Source organism: Azospirillum sp. Marseille-Q6669, from assembly GCF_965111635.1.
Genome location: NZ_CBCOOP010000001.1, coordinates 803,549 through 828,946, shown reverse-complemented (window position 1 = coordinate 828,946; position 25,398 = coordinate 803,549). Strand labels below are relative to the sequence as shown.

The 25,398-nt window shown below is 67.6% G+C and carries 28 protein-coding genes; 14 read left to right on the top strand and 14 right to left on the bottom strand.

The window, feature by feature from the left end; all coding sequences use genetic code 11:
- The first annotated feature begins 36 nt into the window (after positions 1 to 36).
- From ACWPXE_RS03465 to mazG, 10 genes are all read left to right on the top strand, one after another.
- Complete coding sequence (locus tag ACWPXE_RS03465; RefSeq protein ID WP_454016702.1) at positions 37 to 900, top strand: D-amino-acid transaminase; 864 nt, start codon at positions 37 to 39, stop codon at positions 898 to 900.
- Positions 897 to 1,595: an HAD family hydrolase gene (locus tag ACWPXE_RS03460; RefSeq protein WP_237906170.1), complete on the top strand. Its 699-nt coding sequence runs from the start codon at positions 897 to 899 to the stop codon at positions 1,593 to 1,595. The genes ACWPXE_RS03465 and ACWPXE_RS03460 overlap by 4 nt, the downstream gene beginning before the upstream one ends.
- Positions 1,596 to 1,689: 94 nt before the next feature.
- The gene (hfq, locus tag ACWPXE_RS03455) at positions 1,690 to 1,938 is read left to right on the top strand and encodes an RNA chaperone Hfq (protein WP_035675971.1); all 249 of its coding nucleotides are present in this window, start codon (positions 1,690 to 1,692) and stop codon (positions 1,936 to 1,938) included.
- A 52-nt stretch (positions 1,939 to 1,990) separates the two neighbouring features.
- Positions 1,991 to 3,250, top strand: coding sequence for a GTPase HflX (gene hflX / locus ACWPXE_RS03450; RefSeq protein WP_454016701.1), 1,260 nt, complete (start codon positions 1,991 to 1,993; stop codon positions 3,248 to 3,250).
- A gap of 172 nt (positions 3,251 to 3,422) precedes the next feature.
- Positions 3,423 to 3,707 carry a hypothetical protein gene (locus ACWPXE_RS03445; protein ID WP_454016700.1) on the top strand — a complete coding sequence of 95 codons (285 nt, stop codon included), beginning with the start codon at positions 3,423 to 3,425 and terminating at the stop codon, positions 3,705 to 3,707.
- A 98-nt stretch (positions 3,708 to 3,805) separates the two neighbouring features.
- Positions 3,806 to 4,336, top strand: a complete 531-nt coding sequence (locus ACWPXE_RS03440) for a hypothetical protein (protein WP_454016699.1) — start codon at positions 3,806 to 3,808, stop codon at positions 4,334 to 4,336.
- Complete coding sequence (locus ACWPXE_RS03435; RefSeq protein WP_454016698.1) at positions 4,333 to 5,145, top strand: inositol monophosphatase family protein; 813 nt, start codon at positions 4,333 to 4,335, stop codon at positions 5,143 to 5,145. Before ACWPXE_RS03440 ends, ACWPXE_RS03435 begins: the two co-directional genes overlap by 4 nt.
- A gap of 133 nt (positions 5,146 to 5,278) precedes the next feature.
- Positions 5,279 to 5,545: a hypothetical protein gene (locus ACWPXE_RS03430; RefSeq protein WP_454016697.1), complete on the top strand. Its 267-nt coding sequence runs from the start codon at positions 5,279 to 5,281 to the stop codon at positions 5,543 to 5,545.
- 72 nt (positions 5,546 to 5,617) lie between these two features.
- Positions 5,618 to 6,037, top strand: coding sequence for a hypothetical protein (locus ACWPXE_RS03425; protein WP_454016696.1), 420 nt, complete (start codon positions 5,618 to 5,620; stop codon positions 6,035 to 6,037).
- 177 nt (positions 6,038 to 6,214) lie between these two features.
- Positions 6,215 to 7,024 carry a nucleoside triphosphate pyrophosphohydrolase gene (gene mazG, locus ACWPXE_RS03420; protein ID WP_454016695.1) on the top strand — a complete coding sequence of 270 codons (810 nt, stop codon included), beginning with the start codon at positions 6,215 to 6,217 and terminating at the stop codon, positions 7,022 to 7,024.
- A 9-nt stretch (positions 7,025 to 7,033) separates the two neighbouring features.
- On the opposite strand, the gene ACWPXE_RS03415 is transcribed toward mazG, so the two are convergent.
- Genes ACWPXE_RS03415 through hyfB form a run of 6 tightly spaced genes read right to left on the bottom strand, consistent with a single transcriptional unit; the run spans position 7,034 to position 14,235 of the window.
- Positions 7,034 to 7,555 carry an NADH-quinone oxidoreductase subunit B family protein gene (locus ACWPXE_RS03415; RefSeq protein WP_454016694.1) on the bottom strand — a complete coding sequence of 174 codons (522 nt, stop codon included), beginning with the start codon at positions 7,553 to 7,555 and terminating at the stop codon, positions 7,034 to 7,036.
- An 11-nt stretch (positions 7,556 to 7,566) separates the two neighbouring features.
- Positions 7,567 to 9,108 carry a hydrogenase large subunit gene (locus ACWPXE_RS03410; RefSeq protein WP_454016693.1) on the bottom strand — a complete coding sequence of 514 codons (1,542 nt, stop codon included), beginning with the start codon at positions 9,106 to 9,108 and terminating at the stop codon, positions 7,567 to 7,569.
- Between the two features lie 10 nt (positions 9,109 to 9,118).
- Entirely contained in the window at positions 9,119 to 10,576 is a 1,458-nt protein-coding gene (locus tag ACWPXE_RS03405) for a hydrogenase 4 subunit F (RefSeq protein WP_454016692.1), read from the bottom strand.
- On the bottom strand, positions 10,573 to 11,235 hold the full coding sequence (locus ACWPXE_RS03400) for a hydrogenase-4 component E (protein ID WP_454016691.1): 663 nt from the start codon (positions 11,233 to 11,235) through the stop codon (positions 10,573 to 10,575). The genes ACWPXE_RS03405 and ACWPXE_RS03400 overlap by 4 nt, the downstream gene beginning before the upstream one ends.
- 1 nt (position 11,236) lies before the next feature.
- Complete coding sequence (locus ACWPXE_RS03395; RefSeq protein WP_454016690.1) at positions 11,237 to 12,193, bottom strand: respiratory chain complex I subunit 1 family protein; 957 nt, start codon at positions 12,191 to 12,193, stop codon at positions 11,237 to 11,239.
- On the bottom strand, positions 12,190 to 14,235 hold the full coding sequence (hyfB, locus tag ACWPXE_RS03390; RefSeq protein ID WP_454016689.1) for a hydrogenase 4 subunit B: 2,046 nt from the start codon (positions 14,233 to 14,235) through the stop codon (positions 12,190 to 12,192). Before hyfB ends, ACWPXE_RS03395 begins: the two co-directional genes overlap by 4 nt.
- A gap of 396 nt (positions 14,236 to 14,631) precedes the next feature.
- Between hyfB and ACWPXE_RS03385 the strand changes: the two genes are divergently transcribed.
- Positions 14,632 to 17,001: a Tex family protein gene (locus ACWPXE_RS03385; RefSeq protein ID WP_454016688.1), complete on the top strand. Its 2,370-nt coding sequence runs from the start codon at positions 14,632 to 14,634 to the stop codon at positions 16,999 to 17,001.
- Between the two features lie 107 nt (positions 17,002 to 17,108).
- Positions 17,109 to 18,218, top strand: a complete 1,110-nt coding sequence (locus ACWPXE_RS03380; protein WP_454016687.1) for a diguanylate cyclase domain-containing protein — start codon at positions 17,109 to 17,111, stop codon at positions 18,216 to 18,218.
- Between the two features lie 13 nt (positions 18,219 to 18,231).
- Here ACWPXE_RS03380 and ACWPXE_RS03375 read toward each other — a convergent pair whose 3' ends face one another.
- The 6 genes from ACWPXE_RS03375 to ACWPXE_RS03350 form a co-directional block, all read right to left on the bottom strand.
- Positions 18,232 to 18,867: a LysE family translocator gene (locus ACWPXE_RS03375; RefSeq protein WP_454016686.1), complete on the bottom strand. Its 636-nt coding sequence runs from the start codon at positions 18,865 to 18,867 to the stop codon at positions 18,232 to 18,234.
- 90 nt (positions 18,868 to 18,957) lie between these two features.
- On the bottom strand, positions 18,958 to 19,278 hold the full coding sequence (locus tag ACWPXE_RS03370; protein WP_137105182.1) for a hypothetical protein: 321 nt from the start codon (positions 19,276 to 19,278) through the stop codon (positions 18,958 to 18,960).
- Between the two features lie 39 nt (positions 19,279 to 19,317).
- A complete protein-coding gene (locus tag ACWPXE_RS03365) occupies positions 19,318 to 19,578 on the bottom strand; it encodes a hypothetical protein (protein ID WP_014197074.1) in 261 nt (86 codons plus the stop codon).
- Between the two features lie 90 nt (positions 19,579 to 19,668).
- Positions 19,669 to 20,466 (bottom strand): hypothetical protein, encoded by a 798-nt coding sequence (locus tag ACWPXE_RS03360; RefSeq protein WP_454016685.1) that lies wholly within the window; start codon positions 20,464 to 20,466, stop codon positions 19,669 to 19,671.
- Positions 20,467 to 20,497: 31 nt separating this feature from the next.
- Positions 20,498 to 21,439 carry a YqaJ viral recombinase family protein gene (locus ACWPXE_RS03355; RefSeq protein ID WP_454016684.1) on the bottom strand — a complete coding sequence of 314 codons (942 nt, stop codon included), beginning with the start codon at positions 21,437 to 21,439 and terminating at the stop codon, positions 20,498 to 20,500.
- A 340-nt stretch (positions 21,440 to 21,779) separates the two neighbouring features.
- Positions 21,780 to 22,415 (bottom strand): XRE family transcriptional regulator, encoded by a 636-nt coding sequence (locus tag ACWPXE_RS03350; RefSeq protein WP_454016683.1) that lies wholly within the window; start codon positions 22,413 to 22,415, stop codon positions 21,780 to 21,782.
- A gap of 220 nt (positions 22,416 to 22,635) precedes the next feature.
- Between ACWPXE_RS03350 and ACWPXE_RS03345 the strand changes: the two genes are divergently transcribed.
- Positions 22,636 to 22,956, top strand: a complete 321-nt coding sequence (locus ACWPXE_RS03345; protein WP_014197078.1) for a heavy metal-binding domain-containing protein — start codon at positions 22,636 to 22,638, stop codon at positions 22,954 to 22,956.
- 103 nt (positions 22,957 to 23,059) lie between these two features.
- Entirely contained in the window at positions 23,060 to 24,256 is a 1,197-nt protein-coding gene (locus ACWPXE_RS03340) for an E22 family MetX-like putative esterase (protein ID WP_454016682.1), read from the top strand.
- A 58-nt stretch (positions 24,257 to 24,314) separates the two neighbouring features.
- On the opposite strand, the gene ACWPXE_RS03335 is transcribed toward ACWPXE_RS03340, so the two are convergent.
- A complete protein-coding gene (locus tag ACWPXE_RS03335) occupies positions 24,315 to 24,767 on the bottom strand; it encodes a hypothetical protein (RefSeq protein ID WP_454016681.1) in 453 nt (150 codons plus the stop codon).
- A gap of 221 nt (positions 24,768 to 24,988) precedes the next feature.
- Positions 24,989 to 25,393: a response regulator gene (locus ACWPXE_RS03330; protein WP_454016680.1), complete on the bottom strand. Its 405-nt coding sequence runs from the start codon at positions 25,391 to 25,393 to the stop codon at positions 24,989 to 24,991.
- Positions 25,394 to 25,398 lie beyond the last annotated feature (5 nt).

The window sequence follows — 25,398 nt, the reverse complement described above, 5'->3', positions numbered from 1 at the left end:
CCCGTATCGTTTTTGGCACCAACAAAAAGAACCTCCATGGCTCGATGGGCATACGTCAACGGCCGTTACCTGCCGCACCGGCAGGCGGCGGTTCATGTGGAAGATCGCGGTTTCCAGTTCGCCGACGGCGTCTATGAGGTGGTGACCCTCCTCGATGGGCGCTTCGCGGACCTGGACGGCCATATGGAGCGTCTGGGCCGCAGCCTGTCGGAACTGCGCATGGACTGGCCGGCGGCGCCGCGCGTCGTGACGATGATCGCCCGCGAGCTGGTGCGGCGGAACGGTGTCCGCAACGGTTCGCTCTACATCCAGGTCACCCGCGGTGTCGCCCCGCGCGACTTCAAGTTCCCGGTGGACATCCCCGCGACGCTGGTGATGACCGTCAAGCGGGTCACCGCCTTCGCCAAGCCGGAGCAGCTCGAGAAGGGCGTGTCCGTTGTCACGGTGCCCGACATCCGCTGGGGCCGGCGGGACATCAAGACGGTCGGCCTCCTCGCGCCGGTGCTGGCCAAGCAGCAGGCCGCCCAATCGGGCGCTTACGAGGCGTGGCTGATCGACCCGGACGGCACGGTGACGGAGGGGTCCTCTTCCAACGCCTGGATCGTCACGCAGGACGGCGTGCTGGTGACCCGCGCCCCGTCGCAGAAGATCCTCAACGGCATCACCCGCCTGTCGCTTCTGCGGCTGGCCGGCGAGCGCGGCATTCCGGTGGAGGAGCGCAGCTTCACGGTGGAGGAGGCGCTCGCCGCCCGCGAAGCCTTCGTGTCCTCCGCCGGCACCTTCGCGCTTCCGGTGACCCGCATCGACGGGAAGCCGGTGGGCGAGGGCCGGCCGGGGCCGGTCACGCGCACGCTGCGTCAGGCTTATCTCGATTACGTGGCCGCCGGGGTGCCGTCATGAGTGACGCCGCCGCCGTCATCGACCGCCTGCCTGTGCTGCCGCGCGCCGTCCTCTACGACTGGGACAACACGCTGGTCGACAATTGGGGCACGGTGCGCGCCGCGCTGAACCACGCGCTGGTCACCTTCGGCCATCCGGCCTGGACCGAGGATGAGGCGCGGGAGCGCATCAAGCAGTCGCTGCGCGACAGCTTCCCCCGCATCTTCGGGGAGCGCTGGACCGACGCGCGCGACCTTTTCTACGCCTATTTCGAGGCGCATCACCTGGAGCATCTCCGGCCCCTGCCGGGTGCGGAATCCCTGCTGCGCGGCTTCGCCGAGCGCGGAATCTATCAGGCGGTGGTCTCGAACAAGACCGGCCGCTTCCTGCGGGCGGAAGCCGACGCGCTGGGCTGGACCGGCTATTTCGGCCGTCTGGTCGGCGCCCAGGACGCCGAATTCGACAAGCCGCACGGCGCACCGGTGATGATGGCGCTGGAACCGGCGAACATTCCGCCGGGTCCGGACGTCTGGTTCGTAGGGGACGCCGACATCGACATGGAATGTGCCCATGGCGCGGGAATGGTCCCGGTGCTAATAGGGGCAGGCGAGGGCAGCGGCTTCACCCGCTTCCCTCCGGCCCACCGGTACGACACCTGCCATGCATTGTGCGGCTTGGTGGGCAACGGTGGTGACACCATATCGGATGACCAGTAGTCGAGACGGTTGCGACCAGCCATACCTTATCGCTGCAGGGGGCGGGCTTCTAACAAGGGGCCCCAAAAAACACTGAAGAAGGGGGCGACATAAAATGTCTGAAAAAAGCCAAAATGTGCAGGACGTGTTCCTCAACCACGTCCGCAAGAACAAGACTCCCGTAACCGTGTTCCTTGTGAACGGTGTTAAACTTCAGGGAATCATCACCTGGTTCGACAACTTCTCGGTTCTGCTGCGGCGCGATGCGCATTCGCAGCTCGTCTACAAGCACGCCATCTCCACCGTGATGCCCGCGCATCCGATCCAACTCTTCGAGCCGCCCAAGGAAGGTGAAAACGTCTGATTTTTCGACCAATGGCAATGGCCGGACGCCTGATGCCTCCGGCCGCGCCATCGTGGTCCACCCCGTCCTCCGTAATGAGGCGGACGGGGTCCTGCGCCATCCCGAATCCTGCCTGGACGAGGCGGTGGGCCTTGCCCGCGCCATCGATCTGGAGGTCGTGCACGCCGAATGCGCGCGGGTGAACCGCCCGCAGCCTTCGATCCTTCTCGGGTCGGGGACGGTGGAGCATTTTGCCCAGATCGTGGAGGAGACGGAGGCATCCCTCGTCATCCTCGACCACGCGCTGTCGCCGGTGCAGCAGCGCAATCTGGAGAAGGCCCTCAAGGTCAAGGTCATCGACCGCACCGGCCTGATCCTGGAGATCTTCGGCGCCCGCGCCCGCACGCGCGAAGGCATGCTCCAGGTCGAACTGGCGGCCCTGACCTACCAGAAGTCGCGCCTCGTCCGCTCCTGGACCCACCTGGAACGCCAGCGCGGCGGCTTCGGCTTCCTCGGCGGCCCCGGTGAATCCCAGCTTGAGATGGACCGCCGGTTGATCGGCGACCGAATCGTCAAGATCAAGAAGGAGTTGGAGGAGGTCCGCCGCACCCGCGGTCTGCACCGCAAGGCCCGCGCCAAGGTGCCGTACCCCGTGGTGGCTCTGGTCGGCTACACCAACGCCGGCAAGTCGACGCTGTTCAACCGGCTGGCCAACGCCGACGTCTTCGCCAAGGACCTGCTGTTCGCCACGCTGGACCCGACGATGCGTCAGGTGACCCTGCCGTCCGGGCGCAAGGTGATCCTGTCGGACACGGTGGGCTTCATCTCCGACCTGCCGCACGGCCTCGTCGCCGCCTTCCGCGCCACGCTGGAGGAGGTCGACGCCGCCGACATCATCCTGCATGTCCGCGACGTCTCCCACCAGGACAGCGAGGCCCAGAAGGCCGACGTGCACGAGGTCATGAGCGATATGGGCATCGACCCGGACGCCGACGACCGCGTGATCGAAGTGCTGAACAAGATCGATGCGCTGGACAAGGAGTCCCGCGAGGCGATCCTGGCCCAGACGGCCCGCAACCCGCGCGCCGTCGCGGTGTCCGCCCTGTCGGGGGCGGGGATCGCCGATCTCGACCGGCTGCTCGACCAGCGGATGAATGCCCACCGCCATGTGGTGGACCTGTCCGTCGCGTTGGGGGACGGGGCGGCGCTCGCGTGGCTCTATGAAAAAGGTGAGGTGCTGGAGCGGCGGGACGATGAGGTCCAGGCCCACATCCAGGTGGCCATCGACCCGGCGGATCTGGCCCGTTTCGAGAAGCGGTTCGTGCACGGCTGATCTTTCGCCATAAAGGAATCGGGCGCGTCATAATTCGTTCGTGCACGTGCGACGACATGACGCGCCCGATTTCAGCCCCGTCCTACGACGTCCGAGGTGTAGCCTTTTCCCAACGCGCCCCCGATATTTGAGCCGGGGAGCCGATGGGTTATCCCCGGGAGGAGGCCCGCCTATGCGTTTGCAGACCGATCCAACACACTTTTCGATCACCGCCTTCCTGGCCGATCAGGTGACCCTGGTCGCCCGGCAGGAGCAATTGTCGCCCGGTGCCGCGGTGCTGCGCATCCAGGAACTGTCGCGCGACAACGCCGGTCGCGCCCGTCTTCTGGAAATCATCAGTGACGCTTGGCGCAAGGAAACCAACCCGGCGGAAAGCAGCAAGATCGCCGCCCTGCGGTCCGAACTGGCCGCCTGGGCGCTGCACGCCACCCCGAGCGACAGCCTGCCGCGCTCCTGAGGGAGGCGGGGGGTGCCGGGACAAGGATTTGTCCGTGGCTATGCAGCGGGCAGGGCGCCATAATGGACGCTCGGCCCGCCTTCTTTTTCCGGATTCCCTTGCGCGTCCCGATCGCACTCCTGTCCTTGGCGTTTCTGGCCTTCGCGGGCACCGCCGCAGCCGTCGAACGGGTGTTGCCACCGGGATTCGTGGAGGAGCCGCCGGTCGCTCCGGAAGATCCCCTGCCGCCGGAGCCTGCGGAGTTTCCTCCCGCCCCCTTCAGCCCGCTGGTCGTGGCTCCGGACCCGAAGGAACTGCTGAAGGCCTGCAAGGAAGCCACCTTCACCGACGGTTTCCGCCTGTGGCGTCCGCCCCCGCCGACGCCCAAGGAGGAGGCGCGGGAAGCGCGCGACGTGCCGCAGGCCCCGCCCGATCCGAACGCGCCGCGCAAGCCGCCGGAACCCGGCCCCTTGACCGGCACGCCGCCCGCCCCGAACCCCGCGGCCGATCAGGCCACCTATGACGCGCTGGTCAAAGCGTTGAAAGACAGTGGCCTGGACGGCAAAGTCATGCTGCCGGAACCGCCGAAGGATGGCGGAACGGTTCTGAGACTCGATCCCCGATCCAACAAAGCGGTACCGAAACCGTGACGAATTTTCCGATTCCTGACGTCGACCGCGTCTCCGCGATCATCCGCGAGGTCGCGGAGAGCGAGATACTTCCCTATTTCCGCGATCTGGCGAGCGCCGGCATCCGCGAGAAGACCGGGCCGGCCGATCTCGTGACCCTGGCCGACGAGGCGGGCGAACGCGCCCTGACGCCGCGCCTGCTGGACCTGCTTCCCGGCAGCACGGTGGTGGGGGAGGAAGCCGTCTCCGAGGACAAGTCCCTGCTCGACCGCATCCATGGCGACGCGCCGGTCTGGATCATCGACCCGATCGACGGCACGCTGAACTTCGCGAACGGGCGCCCGCTCTTCGCCGTGATCATCGCCTTGGCCTGCCGCGGCGAGACGCTGGCCGGCTGGATCTACGACCCGTGCGACGGGCGCATCGCCACGGCGGTGAAAGGGCAGGGCGCCTACCTGAACGGCAAGCGCGTCACGGTCGCCCCGGCGGTCCCCCTGACCGAGATGACCGGAGCGCTGTCGACGCGATTCTGCGCCGAGGATCTCGGGCGCCAGTTGGATGAGCGCGGCCGCTCCCTGGGTCCCCGCGTCTGCCTGTCCAGCGCCGCGCAGGAGTATCTGCGCTTGCTCGACGGCCGGGCGCATTTCTCGATGTACCATCGCCTGATGCCGTGGGATCACGCGGCGGGCGTTCTGCTCCACGCGGAGGCCGGCGGCTACAGCGCGCTGTTCAACGGATCGCCCTATCGTCCGACCGTCCTCAACGGTGGGGTGATGCTGACCCCCGACCGTGCGAGTTGGGAGGCGATGCACCGGCATCTGTTCGGCTAAGGCGGGGGCGCACCGGACTACCGCACACGTCCTGCGGTGGGGACCGGATTCGGCGGGAACTCCGCGGGCACGGCGGCCTTATAGTGCCAGGATGCCGGAAACGGCTGCCGTGAGCCTTGCGGAGCGCCCGAACATGAAGGCCATTGCCTTGAAGCGCGTGCTGTTGGTGGCGTCATTGCTGGCGCCCGCGGCTTGCGCGGAGCGGATCGCCGATTGTCAGCGCGCTGGCGGGACGGCGCTGGACGCCGGTGCGGTGCGATGTTCCATAGACGCCGATACCGCGGATGTCGCTTTGGAGCATGAAGAAGTTCGCGCAATCGACGCCGAGCCGGTGCTCAGCGTGGCGCCGCCGCAGCGCCGGAAGGCGCGGCCCGTCACGCATGCGCATTCCATGGAGTGAAATGGCCCGCGGTCTCGCGGAACCCGCCATCGCCAGCATGTGTTGGACCAACGCAACAACGGCGGGTGATCCATGCAAACGGCCAACATCCACGATCCCTTGAGCATCGAGAGCGTCTATCCACGAAGCGCCTTCGACAACGATGCGCGGCAGAACGCGCGGGACAAGGAGGCGGTGGAGCATGGCGTGATGATCCTGTCGATGCCGGACGCCGACGGGAATTTCTCGCTGAAGCCCTCCCAACGTCATGTCGGAGAGCCGGACACGACAACCCATTCGATTTTTCTGTCGCCGACGCTGGAAAGCTCTGAGTATGGAGCGCTCATTCCAAGCGACAGCGGCTATGACGGGGCGATTGAACCGTCGGAGGCTCCTAAGACCTCCGGCGATCCTTACCGGTCCTTCGTAGAATCGCTGATTCAGGCCGCCCGTGACGCGGATTTCCCACCGCCGCCGCCCGCCGAAAGCCTGAAGGGATTTCGCGGAGGCTGAAGCATCGAAAAATGGAGGGCGGCCAAACGCCCCCTCCTCACCTCTCCGACCATATTTTCCATAACCCCACTTATGTGATTTTAGTGGCTGACGGAGCCTGCCTTCTTTTCTCACGGCAATGGGTCGGATAAGGTCGCTGTCCCGTCCCCCCATCCCGCTGCCGAAGAAGACCTTCCCATGGCCCGCAACATCGACCGCCTGATCGACGTCATGGCCCGCCTGCGCGACCCCAACGGCGGATGCCCGTGGGATCTGGAGCAGACCTACGCCACCATTGCGCCGCACACGATCGAGGAAGCCTACGAGGTGGCCGACGCCATCGAGAAAGGCGACATGCCGGCGCTGCGCGAGGAGTTGGGCGACCTGCTCTTCCAGGTGGTCTATTACAGCCAGATGGCCCGCGAGGAGAATCTGTTCGACTTCGACGAGGTCGCCGGCATCATCGCCGACAAGATGATCCGCCGCCACCCGCACGTCTTCGGCGCCGAAGAGGTCAAGGGCGCCGACATGCAGACCTCGCGCTGGGAGGATCACAAGGCCGCTGAACGCGCCGCCAAAGCCGCTGAGGAAGGCCGCGCCCCGTCCGCCCTGGAAGGCGTCATCGCCGGCCTGCCCGCCCTCACCCGCGCCCTGAAGCTGCAGAATCGCGCCGCGCGCGTCGGCTTCGACTGGACCGACGCGCGGGACATCCTCGACAAGATCGAGGAGGAGGTCCGCGAACTGCGGCATGAGATGGACAGCGGCTCCGCTCCGGACCGGGTGGCCGACGAACTGGGCGATCTGCTCTTCGCGCTGGTCAACCTCGCCCGCCGCCTGAAGGTCGAGCCGGAATCGGCGCTGCGCGGCACCAACGCCAAGTTCGAACGCCGTTTCCACCGCATCGAGGCGCTGCTATCCGAGCAGGGCCGCACGCCCAAGGAGGCGACTCTGGACGAGATGGAGGTTTTCTGGCAGCAGGCCAAGCGCGAGGAACGCGGGGAGTCCTGAGAACCGCCGTCACTTCGCCGCGCTGGTCTCCAGCAAGGCCAGCAGGCCGGCCAACAGATCGGTCGGCCGCGGCGGGCAGCCGGGAATGCGCAGGTCCACCGGCAGCACCTCCTCCACCGGGCCGACGCAGGCGTAGCCACCGGCGAACAGCCCGCCGCTGACGGCGCAGTCGCCGCAGGCCACCAGCCATTTCGGGCTGGGCGTGGCGTCCCAGGTGCGGATCAGCGCATCGCGCATGTTGCGGGCGACCGGGCCGGTGACCAGCAGGACGTCGGCGTGCCGCGGCGAGGCGACGAAGCGGATGCCGAACCGCTCCAGATCGTAGATCGGGTTGTTCAGCGCGTGGATCTCCAGCTCGCAGCCGTTGCAGGACCCCGCATCGACCTCGCGGATCGACAGGCTGCGGCCCAGCCGGGCCTTGGCGGCCTTGTCCAGCTTTCCGGCAAGCTCGGCCAGGGCCGGATCGGCGGGGGCCGGAGCGGCCTCGGTGATTGGGCCGCCGGTCAGGGAGGTCAGGATGTGCTTCAGCATCGGCGGCCTCCTTACAGGTCGTGTCCCGCGTAGGAACAGTTGAACGACTTGTTGCACAGCGGGAAGTCGGCGACGATGTTGCCGCCGATGGCCGCCTCCAGCAACGGCCACTGGAACCAGGACGGGTCGCGCGGGTGGCAGCGGGTGACGACGCCCTCCCCGTCCAGCCGCACCCAGGTCAGGATCTCGCCGCGGAAGGACTCCACCAGGGCCATGCCTTCCCCGCCCCGGCCAGCCTCCAGAGGGACCGACGGGTGGTCGAGGCCGCGCGAGATCGCCGGCAGGCGGGCGACGATCTGCTCGATCAGCGACAGGGACTGCTCCACCTCGCGGATGCGGACCCAGACGCGGGCGTTCACGTCGCCCTCGGTCAGCACCGGCACCTCGAAAGCGAGTTCGTCGTAGGGCGCATAACCGGGGCTCCGGCGGGCATCTTGGTCGCGGCCGGAAGCCCGCCCGACATGACCGCCGGCGCCGAAGCGGGTGACCAGCTCCGCGGACACGAACCCGGTGGTGACCGTGCGGTCCTGCAAGGACGCCTTACCGTCATAGACGGCGACCAGCGGCGGGAAGCGTTTGCGCAGCTCCGCCACCAATTCCAGCAGCAGGCCCGCGCCGCGCTCCGGCAGGTCGGTGGCGACGCCTCCGGGGATCACCCGGTCCATCATCAGCCGGTGCCCGAAGCAGGCGTCCGCCGTGCGCAGCACCCGCTCCCGCAACTGGCTGGTCTGGGCCAGCATGAAGGCGAAGGCGGCGTCGTTGCAGATGGCCCCGATGTCGCCCAAATGGTTGGCGATCCGCTCCAATTCGGCCATCAGGGCGCGCAGCCACACCGCCCGCGCCGGCACCTCGACGCCGAGCGCCGCCTCCACCGCGCGGGCGAAGGCGAGGCTGTGCGCCACCGTCGCGTCGCCGGAGATGCGGGCGGCCAGCCTCGCCGCCTCCGCCACCGGCCTGCCCTGCATCAGCCCTTCCACCCCACGGTGGACGTAGCCGAGCCGCTCCTCCAGCCGGACGACGGTCTCGCCGTTGGCGGTGAAGCGGAAATGGCCGGGCTCGATGATGCCGGCGTGGACGGGACCGACCGGAATCTGGTGCAGCCCGTCGCCCTCCACCGGCAGGAAGGTGTAGGGGCCGGGATTGGGAACCGGGGCCGCTGGCTGCTCCGACAGGGGCCGTCGCACCCCCCAGGCATCGTGGTCCAGCCAGGGGCGCGGGTCGGTCGTGCGCTCCGCCACCAGACCGTAGAGGTCGTGGGCGGCGCGCTCCAGCCGGTTGGCGGCGGGGCGCACGGCGCTCAGGCTCGGGAAACGGCCTTGCGGGCAGTCGAGGCTGACCACCGCGACGTCGCCGGAGAAATCCTCGCGGAAGGCGGCGTGGACCGCCTTGGACTCCCCCCACAGGCCGAGCAGGCTCCAGCCGTTGCCCGCCAGTTCCTCGATCAGGCGCAGCCAGCCGTCGCGACCCAGGCGATAGCGCGGCCAGGGCCGGTGTCCCTCGACCGGCGTGCCGATGCGGTTCAACAGGCCGAACAGCGGTTCTTCCCCGTACATGCCGCCTCCCCTACCCCAGCAGAGCCGCGACGGTCTGGAACCACGCGACCAGCGGCCCCGGCAACCAGACACCCGCCACCAGAACCAGCGCCAGATGCGCGTAGAGCGGAACCAGCGTTCCCTTCAGCGGCACCGTCGCCACCGGAACGCCGCTGCCCTCCACCGTACCGGGCACGCCGAAGCACAGTTGCTGGACCCGCAGCACCAGCGCCCCGAAGGCGACCAGGATGCCCAGAACCAGCGGCAGGGCCAGCAGCGGTTCCCGCGCGAAGGTGCTGGTGACCAGCAGGAATTCGCTCATGAACACGCCGAAGGGCGGCAGACCGGCGATGGCCACCACCCCGGCCAGCAGGCCCCAGCCGAGCGCCGGATGGCTGACCGTCAGGCCGGTAATCCGCTCGATCCGCTGCGTGCCCGTCACCTGAACGGCGTGGCCGACCGCGTAGAAGATGGCCGATTTGGTCAGGCTGTGCATCGCCATGTGCAGCAGCCCCGCGAAGTTGGCGAGCGGCCCGCCCATGCCGAAGGCGAAGGTGATGATGCCCATATGCTCGATGGAGCTGTAGGCGAAAAAGCGCTTCACGTCACGCCGCCGGTAGAGCATCAGCCCGGCCAGCAGCAGCGAGGCCAGCCCCATGGCGATCATCAGCGGCCCCGGCGCGATGGCCTGCCCGTTCGCCGCCAGCAGCATCTTGAAGCGCAGCACGGCGTAGAGCGCCACGTTGAGCAGCAGGCCCGACAGCACCGCGGAAATCGGCGTCGGCCCCTCCGCATGGGCGTCGGGCAGCCAGGCGTGCAGCGGCGCCAGCCCGACCTTGGTGCCGTAGCCGATCAGAAGGAAGACGAAGGCGAGATTGAGGATCGCCGGGCTGATCTTGGCGACGTGACCCATCAGTTCTGTCCAGGTCATCGCCGCCATGCCCGGCCCCATCACCGGCTGGGCGGCCATGTACATCAGGATGGTGCCGAACAGGGCGAGCGCGATGCCGACGCCGCACAGGATGAAGTACTTCCACGCCGCCTCGATGCTGGCGGCGGTGCGGTACAGGCTGACCATCAGGACGGTGGTCAGCGTCGCCCCCTCCACCGCCACCCACATGACGCCCAGGTTGTTGGCCGACAGGGCCAGCAGCATGGTGAACATGAAGGCTTGATACATGGCGTGGTAGAAGCGCAGCTTGCGCTCGTCCAGCTTTCCCACCGCGATCTCGTGGGCGATGTAGCCAGCGGAAAAGACGCTGGTGGTCAGGCCGACGAAGGCGGTGAGCGCGATCAGGTAGATGTTGAAGGCGTCGACCACGAACAGCGCCCCGCTCGACGGCTCCAGCCCGAACAAGACCAGAGACGCCAGCAGCGTGACGGCGGAGAAGCCGATGTTCAGCCGTGCGCCCAGCCGGTGGCCAGGAACCAGGGCGAGGACGGCGGCGCCGATCAGCGGGGTGGCGACGATGACGGCGACGGCGCTCAATCGCTTTCCCCCCGGAAGCTCTCGATCTTCTGCATGTCGAGCGTGTCGAAGCGCTCGCGGATGTGGAACAGGAAGATGCCGAAGATGATGAAGGCCACCATGACGGAGAAGGCCACCGACATCTCGACCACCAGCGGCATGCCGGCGACCCCGACCGCCGCCAGGATCAGCCCGTTCTCGATCGACATGAAGCCGACCACTTGGCTGACCGCGTTGCGCCGGGAGATCATCATCAGCAGGCCGAGCAGGACGACCGACAGCGACAGCGCCAGATTCTCGCGGGTCAGGGCGGTGGCGTCGGCGGTCACCGGCAGAACCAGCAGGATCGACAGCGTGACCAGGGACACGCCCGCCACCATGGTCAGCCCGATCCCCAGCGCCGGCTCGATGGTGCGGTGGATCTTCATCTTCACGACGATGCGGTGCAGCGCCACCGGGATCAGGATGGCCTTGAGGACCAGCGTCAGGAGGGCGGTGATGTAGAGGTGCGGCTCCCCGTGGGAATAGGCCTGCCACGCCGCCGTCGCGGTCAGGGCGAGCGCCTGCATGGTGAAGACGTTGAGCAGGGAGAACAGCCGCCGCTGATAGAGCAGAGCGAAGCTCATCAGCAGGACGACAGCCCCCAGCATGTGCGCGGCGTCATAAGCCAGGTCGCTCACCTCACACCCCCCGCGACACGTAGAGGAAAATCGCGCCGAGCAGGCTCAGCAGCAGAGCGCCGCCGAGGAATTCGCCGACCCGGAAGACGCGCATCTTGGCGATGGAGGTCTCGAACAGCGCCAGCAGCGTTCCACCAACAGCCAACTTCGCCACGAAGACCAGCATCCCCCCCAGTGCCGCGGCCATGCCGGACCCGGCGGTCGCCATGCCCCAGGGCGCGAAGACGCAGGCAATCAGCGCCATGTAGAGCAGCAGCTTGAGCATGCTCGCCGCCTCGACCAAGGCGAGATGGCGGCCGGAATATTCCAGCACCATGGCCTCGTGCACCATGGTCAGTTCCAGATGCGTGGCCGGGTTGTCGATGGGGATGCGCGCGTTCTCGGCGATCGCCACCATGACCAGCGCGATCAGCGCAAGCGCCAGCGAGATTCGCAGCCCGACCGCGCCGGACAACATGAAATCGGCGATCTCGGCGAGCGAGGTGCTGCGGACCAGGATCGCCACCGAGAAGACGATCATCAGCATCGCCGGCTCCGCAAGCGCCGCGATCATCATCTCGCGCGACGAGCCGATGCCGCCGAAGCTCGTCCCCGTGTCCATCCCGGCGAGCGCCAGGAAGAAGCGGGCGGAGCCGAGCAAGGCGATCAGCGCAATCAGGTCCGCGGTCGGGGCGAGCGCCAGTTGCGTGGTGAAGACCGGCACCAGCCCCGCCGCCAGCCAGATCGCCGTGAACATCATGTAGGGCACGGAGCGGAACAGCCAGGACGCGTTGCGGGCCAGCACCACCTCCTTGCGCAGAAGCCGCAGCAGGTCGCGGTAGGGCTGGAGCACGGACGGCCCCCGTCGCCCGACCAGCCGCGCCTTCACCAGCCGCACCCAGCCGGTCAGCAGCGGCGCCAGGGCCAGCACCAGCAGCATCTGCAGGATTTGATAGAGGGTGGCAAGCAGCAGCGTCATCGTTGCGTCACCGCCACCATCACCAGCAGCACGACCAGCGCCAGGAACATCAGGGTCAGGTAGCGGCGGATGGTCAGGAACTGCAACCGGTTGGCCTTCTCGGCCAGCCAGCCCACCACGCGGGACAGCGGCTCGACCACCACGACCCAGGCCGGATCGGTCCAGGTCACCGACAGGCGGGCGGGGCGCGTGTCGCCCGGTGCCGGCATGTCCACATGATCGCGGGCGCGGAACACCGTGCTGCCGAAGGCGCGGCGGATCGGCTGGCCGAAGCTGGAGGCCGTGTATTGGGTGACCGCCGCCGGGTCCGGCCCGTCGAAGCCGCAGCCCCAGGGAATCGACCAGCGCACCCGGTCGCTCGCCTTGCGGTGGATGCCCAGCACCAGCACGACCGACAGCAGCGCGATCACCACCAGCATGATCAGGCCGTTGTACGAGTTGCCGATGGCCGAGGTCGGGGCCAGCCAGAACCAGGGCTGGTAGGCGCGCCCGTCGAACGGCCCGGCCTCCACCAGCAGGCGCAGCGCCGGCTCGAACAGGCGGAGCAGCGGGGTCGGCAGGACGCCGAGAACCACGCACAACACCGCCGGCACCGCCATGCCCAGCCGCATCGCCCGCCCGACCTCCACCGCCTCGCCCGCGGCGCGCGACCGCGGCCGTCCCAGGAAGGCGATGCCGTAGAGCCGCACGAAGCAGGCGCCGGCGAGCGCGGTGGCAAGCGCCAGGGCGGCGCCGACCACGGCGATCTCGATCTTCAGCGACCATTCCGACAAAGCCGGGGCGTTCAGGATGGCCTGGAACAGCAGCCATTCCCCGACGAAGCCGTTCAGCGGCGGCAGCGCCGAGATCGCCGCGGCGCCGATCAGGGCGAGGACGGCGGTGGTCGGCATCCGATGGATCAGCCCGCCCAGCCGGTTGAGGTCGCGCGACCCCGTGGCGGTCAGCATGGCGCCCGCCGCGAAGAACAGCAGGCTCTTGAACAGGGAATGGTTGACCACATGGAGCAGCGCTGCCGCCAGGGCCAGCGCCGCGATCACCGGCGTGTGGGCGGCCTTGAAGACCAGCGCCAGCCCCAGCGCGATGACGATGGCCCCGATGTTCTCCACCGTCGAATAAGCGAGCAACCGCTTCACGTCGTCCTGCATCAGCGCGTAGAGCACACCCATCACGGCGGTCAGCGCGCCGAATCCCATGGTCACGCCGCCCCACCACCACTCCGGCTCGCCCAGCAGGTCGAACAGCACGCGGATCATCGCGTAGACGGCAACCTTGGTCATCACGCCGGACATCAGGGCCGACACGTGGCTGGGTGCCGCCGGATGGGCCAGCGGCAGCCAGACATGCAGCGGCACCAGCCCGGCCTTCGACCCTGCCCCCAGCAGGATCAGCACCACGACCAGCGCCGCAGCCCCCGCCGCCGGCGCGTGGGCGCGCATGGCGGCGAAGCTGTAGTCGCCGTGCGCCGTCGCCAGGACCCCGAAGGCCAGCAGCAGGCAGGTCGTCCCGAAGCTCGCCATGACGATGTAGAGGCGCGCGGCCTTGGGCGTGTCCGGCTCCCGATGGGTGGACAGCACGAGCAGCCAGGAGGCCAGCGACATGAACTCCCAGGACAGCAGGAAGGTGAAGGCGTCGGCTGCGATCAGCACCATGTTCATGCCCGCCAGGAACAGCGGGTAGAGCGGCAAGACCGGGCCATCCTGAGAGCCGCCCTGGGAAGAGCCGTGGGAGTCGTGGTGCGCCCGCTCGTACCCCCAGCCGAACAGGCTGGCGGTGATGCCGCCCAGATTGACGACGATCAGGAAGACCGCGGACAGCGCGTCGGTGCGCAGATGGGCCTGGATCCAGGGCAGCCCGACCGGCAGCACCAGCGCCGCGTCTGGCCCGCCCCCGGCCAGCCGGAGCGCCGCCCACAGCGCGATCAGCGCGCAGGCCGCCGCCGTTCCGCCATAGACCACCGTGGACGCCTGCGGCAGCCGCTTCGCCGCGGCGCCGACGACAGCCACCGCGAACAGGAAGGCGATTGCCGAAACGACCAGTCCCAAGGCAGCGAATCCGTTTGGATTAGACCCACAATCAGTAAGGATGTTTCTCCCGATGAACGCAAGGGGAAAAACTCTGTCGCATTCATCTCGCGGATGCGCGTGCTTTGGGCGCCACGCGCACAGAAAAAAGGCGGCTCCCCAATTCGGGAGCCGCCGGAGTCTGTTCGGGAGGAAACGCAACCAAGTTGCAGGGGAAGATATGCGCCCGTTAAGGTTAACGACGCGTGAATCGTGCGAGGTTTTTCTTTAACTATACTTTTTCGCAAGAATCGGACTCCGGATTCGCGCGTCCACTCCGAACCGGTCTCCCCGGCCTCTCCCAGATCGGCACTGGCCGGGAAGGCCCCCTTCGCGTTATAGGAGGCACCCTTCCCTTTCACCAGTCACCGGTCCTCCATGCCGTCCACGTCCATCAGCCAACGCATCGCCGACGAGCTTTCGGTTCGTGAATCCCAGGTCGCCTCGGCCGTCAAGCTGCTCGACGAGGGATCGACCGTCCCCTTCATCGCCCGTTACCGCAAGGAGGCCACGGGCGGGCTCGACGACACGCAGTTGCGCACGCTGGAGGAACGGCTGTCCTACCTGCGCGAGCTTGAAGACCGGCGCGCGGCGATCCTGTCCTCCGTCCGCGAGCAGGACAAGCTGACGCCGGAGCTGGAGCTGCAGATCCGTCAGGCCGACACCAAGACGCGCCTGGAAGACCTCTACCTGCCCTACAAGCCAAAGCGCCGCACCAAGGCGCAGATCGCCCGCGAGGCGGGGCTGGAGCCGCTGGCCGATCGGCTTCTCGCCGATCCGTCGCTCCAGCCGGACGCCGAAGCCGCCAGCTTCGTCAGCGCCGAAAAGGGGGTGGCCGACGTCAAGGCGGCGCTGGACGGCGCCCGCCATATCCTGGTCGAGCGTTTCGGCGAGGACGCCGAACTGGTCGGCCGGTTGCGCGCCACCATGGCCGACAAGGGCGTGGTGACCTCCAAGGTGATCGAGGAGAAGCGGGCCGAAGGCGCCAAGTTCTCCGATTACTTCGAGTTCGACGAGCCATGGGCGAGGGTGCCTTCGCACCGCGCGCTGGCGCTGTTCCGCGGCCGGACCCAGGGCGTGCTGGACATCCGTCTGGACCTGCCGGTCGAAGAGGGACAGCCCCACCCGGCGGAGCGCACCATCGCCGCCCATACCGGCATCCGCGACCAGGGCCGGCCGGCCGACAAGTGGCTGTCCGACGTGGTGCGCTGGACCTGGAAGCTGAAGATCGGCCCGCATGTCGAGACCGACCTGATGGGCGACCTGCGCGAGCGCGCCGAGGACGAGGCTATCCGCGTCTTTGCCCGCAACCTGCACGACCTGCTGCTGGCCGCCCCGGCCGGCCCGCGCACGACCATCGGCCTTGACCCCGGCATCCGCACCGGCGTGAAGGTCGCCGTGGTCGACGCCACGGGCAAGCTGGTCGACACCGCCACCGTCTACCCGCACCAGCCGAGGAACGACTGGGACGGCGCCATCGCCGCCATCGCGGCCCTGGCGGTGCGTCACAAGGCGGAGCTGATCTCCATCGGCAACGGCACGGCCAGCCGCGAGACCGACAAGCTGGTCGCCGACCTGTTCAAGCGCCACCCGGAGCTGAAGCTCACCAAGCTGGTGGTCAGCGAAGCCGGCGCGTCGGTCTATTCCGCGTCCGAGACCGCGGCGGCGGAGTTCCCGAAGCTGGACGTCAGCCTGCGCGGCGCCGTCTCCATCGCCCGCCGCCTCCAGGACCCGCTGGCCGAACTGGTGAAGATCGAGCCGAAGTCCATCGGCGTCGGCCAGTACCAGCACGACGTGTCCGGCGGCAAGCTCGCCCGCTCGCTCGACGCGGTGGTGGAGGATTGCGTGAACGCGGTCGGCGTCGACCTGAACACGGCGTCCGTTCCGCTGCTGACCCGCGTGTCCGGCCTGAACGAGACCATCGCCCGCAACATCGTGGAGCACCGCGACCGCAACGGCGCCTTCCGCTCGCGCAAGCAACTGCTCGACGTGGCGCGCCTCGGCCCGAAGACCTTCGAGCAGGCCGCCGGCTTCCTGCGCATCCGCGAGGGTGACAACCCGCTGGACACCTCCGCCGTCCACCCCGAAGCCTACCCGCTGGTCGAGCGCATTCTGAAGAAGACCGGCAAGGATCTCGGCAGCGTCATCGGCGACGCCCGCTTCCTGCGCGGGCTGAACGCCGAGGATTTCACCGACGAGCGGTTCGGCGTGCCGACCATTGAGGACATCCTGAAGGAACTTGAGAAGCCGGGCCGCGACCCGCGCCCAGAATTCAAGACCGCCACCTTCCAGGAGGGCGTCGAGGAGCTGAAGGACCTTCAGACCGGCATGGTTCTGGAAGGTGTGGTGACCAACGTCACCGCCTTCGGCGCCTTCGTGGACATCGGCGTGCACCAGGATGGGCTGGTCCACATCTCGCAGCTGTCCACCAGCTTCGTGAAGGACCCGCACACCGTCGTGAAGGCCGGCGACATTGTGAAGGTCAAGGTGATGGAGGTCGACATCCCGCGCAAGCGCATCGGCCTGACCATGCGCCTGACCGACGCTGCCCCGCGCCCGGAGCGGGGCCAGGGCCGGGAAGACCGTCCGCGGGGCGACGACAAGCGCCGGGACGACCGCCGCGGCCCGCCGCCCGGCAAGGGCGGCTCCGCTCCGAAGCCGGCCCCCAAACCGGCGAAAGCGCCCGAGCCCATCAACAATGCCTTCGCCGAAGCCTTCGCGCGGGCACAGGCCGGAAAGAAGCGGTAAGGCTCAGCAAGCGTGTGGGCGGGTGCCGGACACAGTCCGGTACTCTCCCCATGGACGGTTCGTGCACCAAAGGCTAGTGTGCACCGACGCCAACCGCAAAGGCGCCCATGTTCTCTTCGGCAACCCGAATCGTCGGACTGTACGCGGTCCTCGCCACCGCCTGGGTGGTGGGGTCCGACCGCCTTTTGGACGCTGCCGGTCTGGGCGAGGTGGTGCTGATCCAGAACGTCAAGGGCACCGCCTTCGTCCTGTTCACCGCCCTGGCGCTGTGGGGTTTCCTGCGCCAGGAGTTCCAGCGCCGCACCCGGTCGGAGGACGCCTTACGCTCCACGCTGGAGCGGCTGGCCCAGTCGGAGGCCGATCTCCGCTCGGTCATCGAAAAGCTGCCGGACGCCTTTTTCCGCACGGATCTCGACGGTCGGGTCAGCATGGCCTCCCCCCAGTTCGCGCGGGAGTTCGGCCTGACTCCGGAGACGGTGATCGGCACCCGCATCGCCGACCATTACGTGGAAGAGGACGGGCGCGCCAAGTTCCTGGCGGCGTTGGAGGAGGCGGGCGGCGAGGTCCGCGACCACCGCATGCCGATGCGGCGGCAGGACGGCACCACCTTCTGGATTTCCGCCAACGCCTACATCCGCCGCGATCCGGCCGGGCGTCCCATCGGGGTGGAAGGGATTGCCCGCAACACCACCGCCCAGCACCATCTGGAGGAGCGGCTGCGCTACCTGGCCGGGCACGACGCGCTGACGGGCTTGTGCAACCGCATCCGCTTCGAGGACCGGCTGGAGCACGCCATCGCCCGTGCCAAGCGCGAGGACAAGAGCTTCGCCCTGCTCTTCCTCGACCTTGACGGGTTCAAGAAGGTCAACGACACCCACGGTCACCAGAAGGGCGACGAGGTGTTGGTAACCACCGCCCAGCGCCTGTCCGGCGCACTGCGCAACAGCGACACCACCGCCCGCATCGGCGGCGACGAATTCGCCGTGCTGCTGGAAGGGGACATCTCCGTCGAGAACGCCCGGGCCGTGGCGGAAAAAGTCATCGACTCCATCGACCGGCCCCTGCCCGGCCTTGACCTGTCGGTGTCGGCCAGCGTGGGCATGGCCTTCTATCCGTCGGACGGCGCCGACGCCGGTGTTCTCCTGCGCTGCGCCGATCAGGCCATGTACCGGGCCAAGCGCCTGGGCAAGAACCGGCTGGAACTGGGCACCGCCTGAGCGACGGCGAGCGTCAGGGCGGCTTTGCCGCCTCCATCACCAACCGAATGCCCAGTGCACCGATAACAGAGGCCGCCAGCCGGTCGATCCATGCCTTGGACCGCAGATAGGCGGCGCGGGGGCGGCCGGAGGAGAAAGCCACGGCGACGATGGCGTACCAACCCGTCTCGACCAAAAACACCGCGGGCGGCAGGGCCAGCAGAACCCAGGCCGGCGGCGAAGCCGGCAGAAGGGCCGCGAAGATGCTGGCGTAGACGATGGCGGTCTTCGGGTTGCTGATCTGCGTCGCCAGACCGATCCCGAAGGAGCGCAAGGTGCCGTGGGAATTGGCGGCCCCATCCGGAACGCGGATGGGCTCCGCCGCCCCCCGCCAGATCCGCACCGCCAGATGGACGAGGTAAAGGCCGCCTGCGACCTTCAGCACCAGATAGAGCCATCCGACCTGGATCAGCAGGGCGTGCAGACCGAGGAGGGCCAAGGTGGCGAAGACCACGCCGCCGATGCCCATACCAAAGGCGGCGGCAAGCCCGGCGCGACGCGACACGGCGATGGAGGTGCGGGCCACCAGGACGAAGCTGGGGCCGGGGCTGATGGCGCCGATGACCAGAGTGCCGAGAACACTCAACAGGGAAAGAACGGCCCCATCCATGGCTGCGGCTCCGCTGTTCGGGAAAGCCGCAGTTTATGGATGGCGACCGGGCTCGTCAGCCGACAAAATGATCGCAGGCGCCCTGCCCGCTCACTCCGCGGCCATCAGAAAGCTCGTACCGTGGTGGGCGCGCGGGGGCATGTCGGGGAGGCCGATCGTCCGCCCGACCTCCTCGGTCGTCGGCTGGCGCCGGTAGGTCTCCACATAGCGGTCGAGCGCGGCGAGGCACTCGGCGATCGAACCGGAACCGACCGCCCGGCAATCCTCGAAGGCGTGCGGGTCGGGGCGGAACCAGTGGGTGATGTAGCCGTCCTCGGTCCCGTTCAGGGTCAGGGTCAGGGCGAAGCGTCCTTCATGCCCGATGCGGGCGTGGGCCGCGCGCAGCCGGGACTGGACCTCTTCGATGGTCATGGCGCGTGCATCCTTCTTAAACATCAGGCGGCCTTTCGATCACGCGGCGTTGCGGAGCAGCCGGTCTTCCAGGCTGCGCGCCCATTCGGCGTCGCGGGCCAGCGATTCGACCAGCAGGCGGGCCGGGCCGGCGGAGTCCGCCGGGGTGTCGGGGCGGAGCAGCCCGGCCAGCCGCAGAGCCAGCGATTCCGCCTCCGCCTCGACCCAGCGGGCATACTGCTTGCGGCGTTCCGCCTCGTTCCAGTACCAGCGCGGAAGCTGGGGGTAGCTGCGCTCCATCTCGCCTTCCCAGGCGCTCATGCGGAACAAACCGCTTGGGGAACGTTCAGTGGTGCTGCTTGCGGGTGTCATACAGGGCTTCTCCCTTCCACGCCGCAGGAGTGGCGTGGCTCAGGCGGCCTCCAGATCGCCGCCCTCGTCGTCGTCTTGCTTCAGGATTTCCGCCTTCTTCTGGGCGAACAGGCTGGTGATGCGGTGCTGGGCCGTGCGGTCCACCGTGCCAATCTCGCGCAGGCGGGTGCCGGCGCCTGTGCGCCACAGCTCCTCCAGGTCGTCCAGGTCCAGACAGGCGCCGAGCCGCTTGCGGATCTCCTCCTCGAAGGCGGCGATGGCGGCCGGCTGCAGGTCCGGGTTGGACTTGGCGGCGTAGAAGGCCTCGGCCTCCTCCCGGTACTTGCTGTCGTCGAACTGGCCCATATGGACGTCGGCGGCGAGGCCGAGCTGGACCAGGCATTTGCCCACCGCGTCGGTCATCGACATCTTGAAGCACTCGTCGTCGGGCGCCTCAATGCCGTTGCGGCGGCGGACCATCTCCGTGCCGCCCCACTGCGGCCCGGTCCAGCATTTCTCCCCCGTCTCCGGGTCGAGGTACCAGACGCGGGCGCAGATGAAGATCATGCGCTCGGCGATGGTCCAATCCATCTGCTCATAGCCCCAGCCTTTGCCGACCGGGCCGAACACCTCGGTCATCATCATCAGGCGCCAGGTCGGGTCGATCTGTGTGCCGCGGAAGCCGCCGGAGCGTGTGAATGGCTTGGTCGCCTTCGGGTCGGTCCGCTTCAGCCGGTTCCACAAATGCATGGGGTCCGGGGCGGCGGAGCCCACGGTGGCGGTCTGGGAACCCGCGATCTTCGGAGCGGCCGTGCTGACGGTCTTCTCGGTTTCGGCAACGGTGTCGGTCTTGCTCATGCGTCCCATGGTCGTCGGGTTCCCCTTTTGGTCAGTAGCGTTCGTCTCTCCCCTCACCCCAGCCGCCGCTGAGCACAGCGTCCAAGCTCGGGTCAGGGGACGGATCGGCCGTGGCGGGCTGCCACGCTTCGGCGGTGTCGAGCGCCCGCCGGGGCGGCGCCCCGTAGCGCAGCGACAGGCGTCCCTCGCGGTCGCGGGCGAGGTACAGGCCGCGGCCCGGTTCCTCCCCCGCCACAAAGGCGATGCGCGCGTCGGCGGGCATCAGCGCCTTCAGAGCGGTCTCCGCCTCGCGGACGGCGAGGGCGGCGGCACGGTGGTCGACCAGTTCCGCGGCCAGGGCGGCGAAGCGGTTGTGCCGGGCCATGTCCACCACCCGGCGGGTCTCGTAGGCCGGGGCGTCAGCGGGCAACGGGTCGCCGGGTTCCACGTCGTTGGCGACGTGCCACCAGAAGGCGTCCAGCGTCTCCATCAGCCGCCCGCAATCCGCATCCCGTCGCGGCACGCGGACGACCGCGTGGCCGGTGGGGCGCAGAATGGACAGCATCGCCCGGTCCAGCCCGGTGACCATCAGTTGGTGCTGGACCTGCCAGTGGTAGCGCTGGGCCAATTCCGCATCCGTCTGGAAACCTCCGGTGAATTTCGCCTCCACCAGCGTGTCCGGCGCACCGGCATCCGTGTCGCCCTCCCAGGTCAGGAAATCCGGGTGGGCGACCATCCAGTCATGCTCCGGATGGACCCAGGTCCGTTCCGCCGGCACGCAGGGAAGGCCGGTGGCCTTCTCCACGAAGCGCGGATGAAGATGTTCGGTCGCGATGCCGATCTGCACCGCGGCGACGAGGTCCAGGTCGGCCGGTGCCGAACGCCCGGTCTTCTCGCGCCACAGGCTCAGCCAGTCCCCCGCCATGATGCGGGTGGCGTCGGAAGACCCGATACGCCCTGCCCGGGCGGCGCGCTGCGCGTCCGTAATCGCCATTCCCCTGCCGGCCCCCAGCCGTTTCTCTGCGTCTCTGGCTTCGAGTCGATGCGTCTTCGCAGCGCCATCGCCGTTAACCATAAAGCGTATCGTGAATATGGGCTGCGAACACGCAGGATTCAAGAACAAAAAGAGAACCTGCGGCTTGGCCGTAGGATCGAATCTTCGAACCTTTTCAAAAAACTAAGTAGAATGCGGCGCAGCCGCGGTCTCGCTGTGACCGAATCGGGCGACTCGGCACAGATGGTTATGGATTCGTGGCATCAAAGGGGGTTGTGGAAAAGAATCTCACCGCCGGAATCGGAGGCTTTTCTTCCAGATTCCCGCCAAATACGCGCGATCAGGCGCGCAGGCAACGCGTGATGTGAACCGCGACGCCCGCGACGTTTGCGCGCTCAATGGGCGTCGGTTGGCAACCGGGGTCGGTGCTGACCGGCAGCAGATGGGGTGGAAAAAAGCGGTAGCCGCACACCGTTCCGTCGCCCACCGTAACCACCACGTCGCCGGCCTGCGGGGCCAGCACATCCAGCGGTTCCAGCACCACGCAGTCGTCCGGCAGGACGCCGGCGGCGTTCAGGCTGGAAGAGGCGATGGTCAGCGCGAAGGCGCGGCGCGACGCCGGACGGTCTACGGCAATGCCCCGCGCCCCGCCCGTCAAGGCCGCGGCGATGAAGGCTTCCCCGGCCCTCCGCCCCAATTCCAGAAAGTCCCGCACCTGCTCGACCGACAGCAACGGCACCCGTGCCACGGCCTGGTAGGCGGCATCATCGAGGAAGCGTGGCTCGGAGCCGGCGACGCGAGCCAAGCGGCCCAGGGTTTCAGCGCTGGGAACGCTGCCCCGCGCCGGGTCGCGCAGGAAGCGGGTGATGTTGGTCGGCGTGACCTCGGCCAGCCGCGCCCAGGCCCCGGCGCTCCAGCCCTGGGCCTCCATCACGCCGGTCATCCAGCGCAGGATCGCCCGCCGTGTGTCGTCCATGCCGCCGTCCTCCCCGCCGAAAGAGCGCCCTTATAAGAGAGAACGTTGGAGGAACGCGCAAGGTTTCTTCGCTTATGTCGCAATTTCGCCGAGGATGCGCTGCGATTTCGCAGTATCGCATCGGACTCCCCTCTCCTCCGGCTGCGCCCTTTCCCCACCCATTGCGCCGTGCCGTGCGCGCCGCCATCTGGAGGGCGCGAAACCACATCCGGAGGAACCGATGATCGTCACCAGCACGGACACCGTCGAAGGCCGTCCCGTCACCCAATATCTCGGCATGGTCGCGGGCGAGGCGATCCTGGGCGTGAACATGTTCCGCGACCTGTTCTCCGGCATCCGCGACATCGTCGGCGGCCGGGCCGGCGGTTACCAGAACGCGCTGCGCGACGCCCGCGAGGCCGCCTTCGCCGATCTCCAGGACGCCGCGCGGGCGCTGGGCGCCGACGCCATCGTCGGCGTGGACATCGATTACGAGGTGCTGGGCAAGGAGAACGGCATGCTGATGGTCTCCATCAACGGAACCGCCGTCCGGCTGGGCTGAGTTCCCCCAACCGTTTAGGCCGATTGCCCGCCTGGACGGGCGGGTGCACCCCCTTACACTCCCTCCCCGCATCGATAGGGACCTGAGAAACGGGAGGGACGACATGCGTTCTCTGGCGAAACGGCTCGGCGGCCTGGTTCTGGCCGCCGGCTTCTTCTGCGCGACGCCGGTCCTGGCCTTCGAGGGCCTCGTGGAGAAGAAGGTGTTCGAGATGCCGTCCTACACCACGGTGGGAGGCGGCACGATCAAGAACGTCCGGATCGGCTGGGAAAGCTACGGCAAGTTGAACGACGCCAAGGACAACGTCATCCTCGTCACCCATTTCTTCAGCGGCAACAGCCACGCCGCCGGGAAGTACAAAATGGAGGACCCGGCCCCTGGCTATTGGGACTCCATCATCGGGCCGGGCAAGCCGCTGGACACCGACAAATACTTCATCATCAGTTCCGACACGCTGGTGAACCTGTCGCCGAAGGATCCGAGTGTCATCACCACCGGCCCGGCCAGCGTCAATCCCGACACCGGCAAGCCCTACGGCATGAGTTTCCCGGTCGTCACCATCCGCGATTTTGTCAATGTACAGAAAGCGTTGCTGGACAGTCTTAATGTAAAATCCCTGCACGCGGTGATGGGCGGATCCATGGGGTCGCTCCAGGCGCTGGAATGGGGGGCTTCCCATCCGGAGATGGTCAAGCGCGTGGTCGCGGTGATCGGCGGGGCCGAGGCCGATCCCTTCCTGATCGGCTGGCTGAACCTGTGGGCCGCCCCCATCCGCGTCGATCCGAACTGGCAGGGCGGCGATTACTACGGCAAGGCGGAGCCCAAGGCAGGGCTGACCGAAGCGCTGAAACTGGTGACCCTGCACGCCCGCCATTGGAAATGGGCCGATGCCACCTTCGGCCGCGGCTGGGCGGAGGAAGGCAAGGACCCCGCCGCCAGCATGAACAACCAGTACGCCATCGAAGCGTGGCTGGACAAGGCGGCGGCGGCCCGCGCCGCGGTCAGCGACGCCAACCACTTCCTGTATCTGGTGAAGGCCAACCAGACCTTCCTGGTGGGCGGCGGCGGGGCGCTGGACGAAGGGCTGGCGAAGATCAAGGCGCCGGTGTTGCTGATCCCCTCCGCCGACGATCTCGTCTTCCCGCCGGAGCGCGCCATGCGTCCTCTGAAGGAGCGGCTCGAAAAGCAGGGCGTCGCAGTCACCTACACTGACGCGATCACCACCAGCCTCGGCCACCTCGACGGCATCGCCAACATCGCGAAGGCCGGCGACACCATATCGGCGTTCATGGCGAAGTAGCGGACTCCGTGGCTCCGCTTGGCGAGAATCGCCGGGCGGGGCCTTCTTCAGCCTTTCCTCAGGGGCCGACGTAATGCGGCATCAGCTTGGCCTGATCGCCGACATAGACGTTGCACCGGCTGTCCTGGCCGTCGAAAAAATACACCTGACCGGTCTTCCGCTTGTTCTGCGGGTCCGACAGGTTCGCTCCACCGGAGAAGGCGACGCCGTAACGCTTGTCCGGCGTCCGCGCCCAGTAGAAGCCGTCCATCTCCTGGCCGAAGGCACCGCGCTGGCACAGGCCCGACAAGGCGGCGTCGTAGCGTGTGAGTCCGTCCAGCCCCTTCGGCAGGTTGTAGACCGCCTGGCTGCGCACAGAGCGCGTGCGGGGCGGAATGACCTCCGGGGGAAGGAATGAACGATTCAAGGCGCGCAGATGGCCGGGATCGCTCCGCTCGACCCGCATCGGGTCCGCCGCCGCGGACCCAGCCAGCAGCACGACCAACAGCGAAACGGCAGCGATGACCTTCATGGGCTGGGTGGTGGAAGGGCCAAGGACGGTAGGACTATAGCACGGACTGCGCGCCGGTGAGGAGCGGTCGCCGACCGAAGAGCCGATTCAAGCTGATAAAACCGTTTTTTCTCATATGATTGAGAGCGATTCCTCGTCCTTTCTACCAATAAGAGGGGACACTCCTGCTCTTAAAATTATACCTTATAAAATTCCCTTAGAAGTTTGTTTTGAAACGGATTTTATATCCGTTCTCCCTTGCCGTCCAAATAACGGGTGATCGTCGCCAGGAAGTCCTTCGGTTGGATCGGCTTGGGTACATGCCCGTCGAACCCGGCACTGGAAAAGCGCAGCATGTCCGTGGGTGTGGACAGATTGGTGACGGCAACGACCAGCGTGCGCGCCAACGCCCGGTCGGCGCGGATCATCCGCACCAGCTCGACGCCGGACAGGCCGGGCATCACCACGTCCATGATCACCAGATCGGGTTTCAACGCGCGCATCAAGTCGAGCACGGCCCGCGGATCGTCCGTCTCCGCCACACGGTGACCGCCCTCCTCCAGGCAACGGACCAACAGCTTGCGCATCAGCGCGTTGTCATCAACGACGAGGATGGTCCGCGCCCGCTCCAACGAATGGACACCCATGGAAA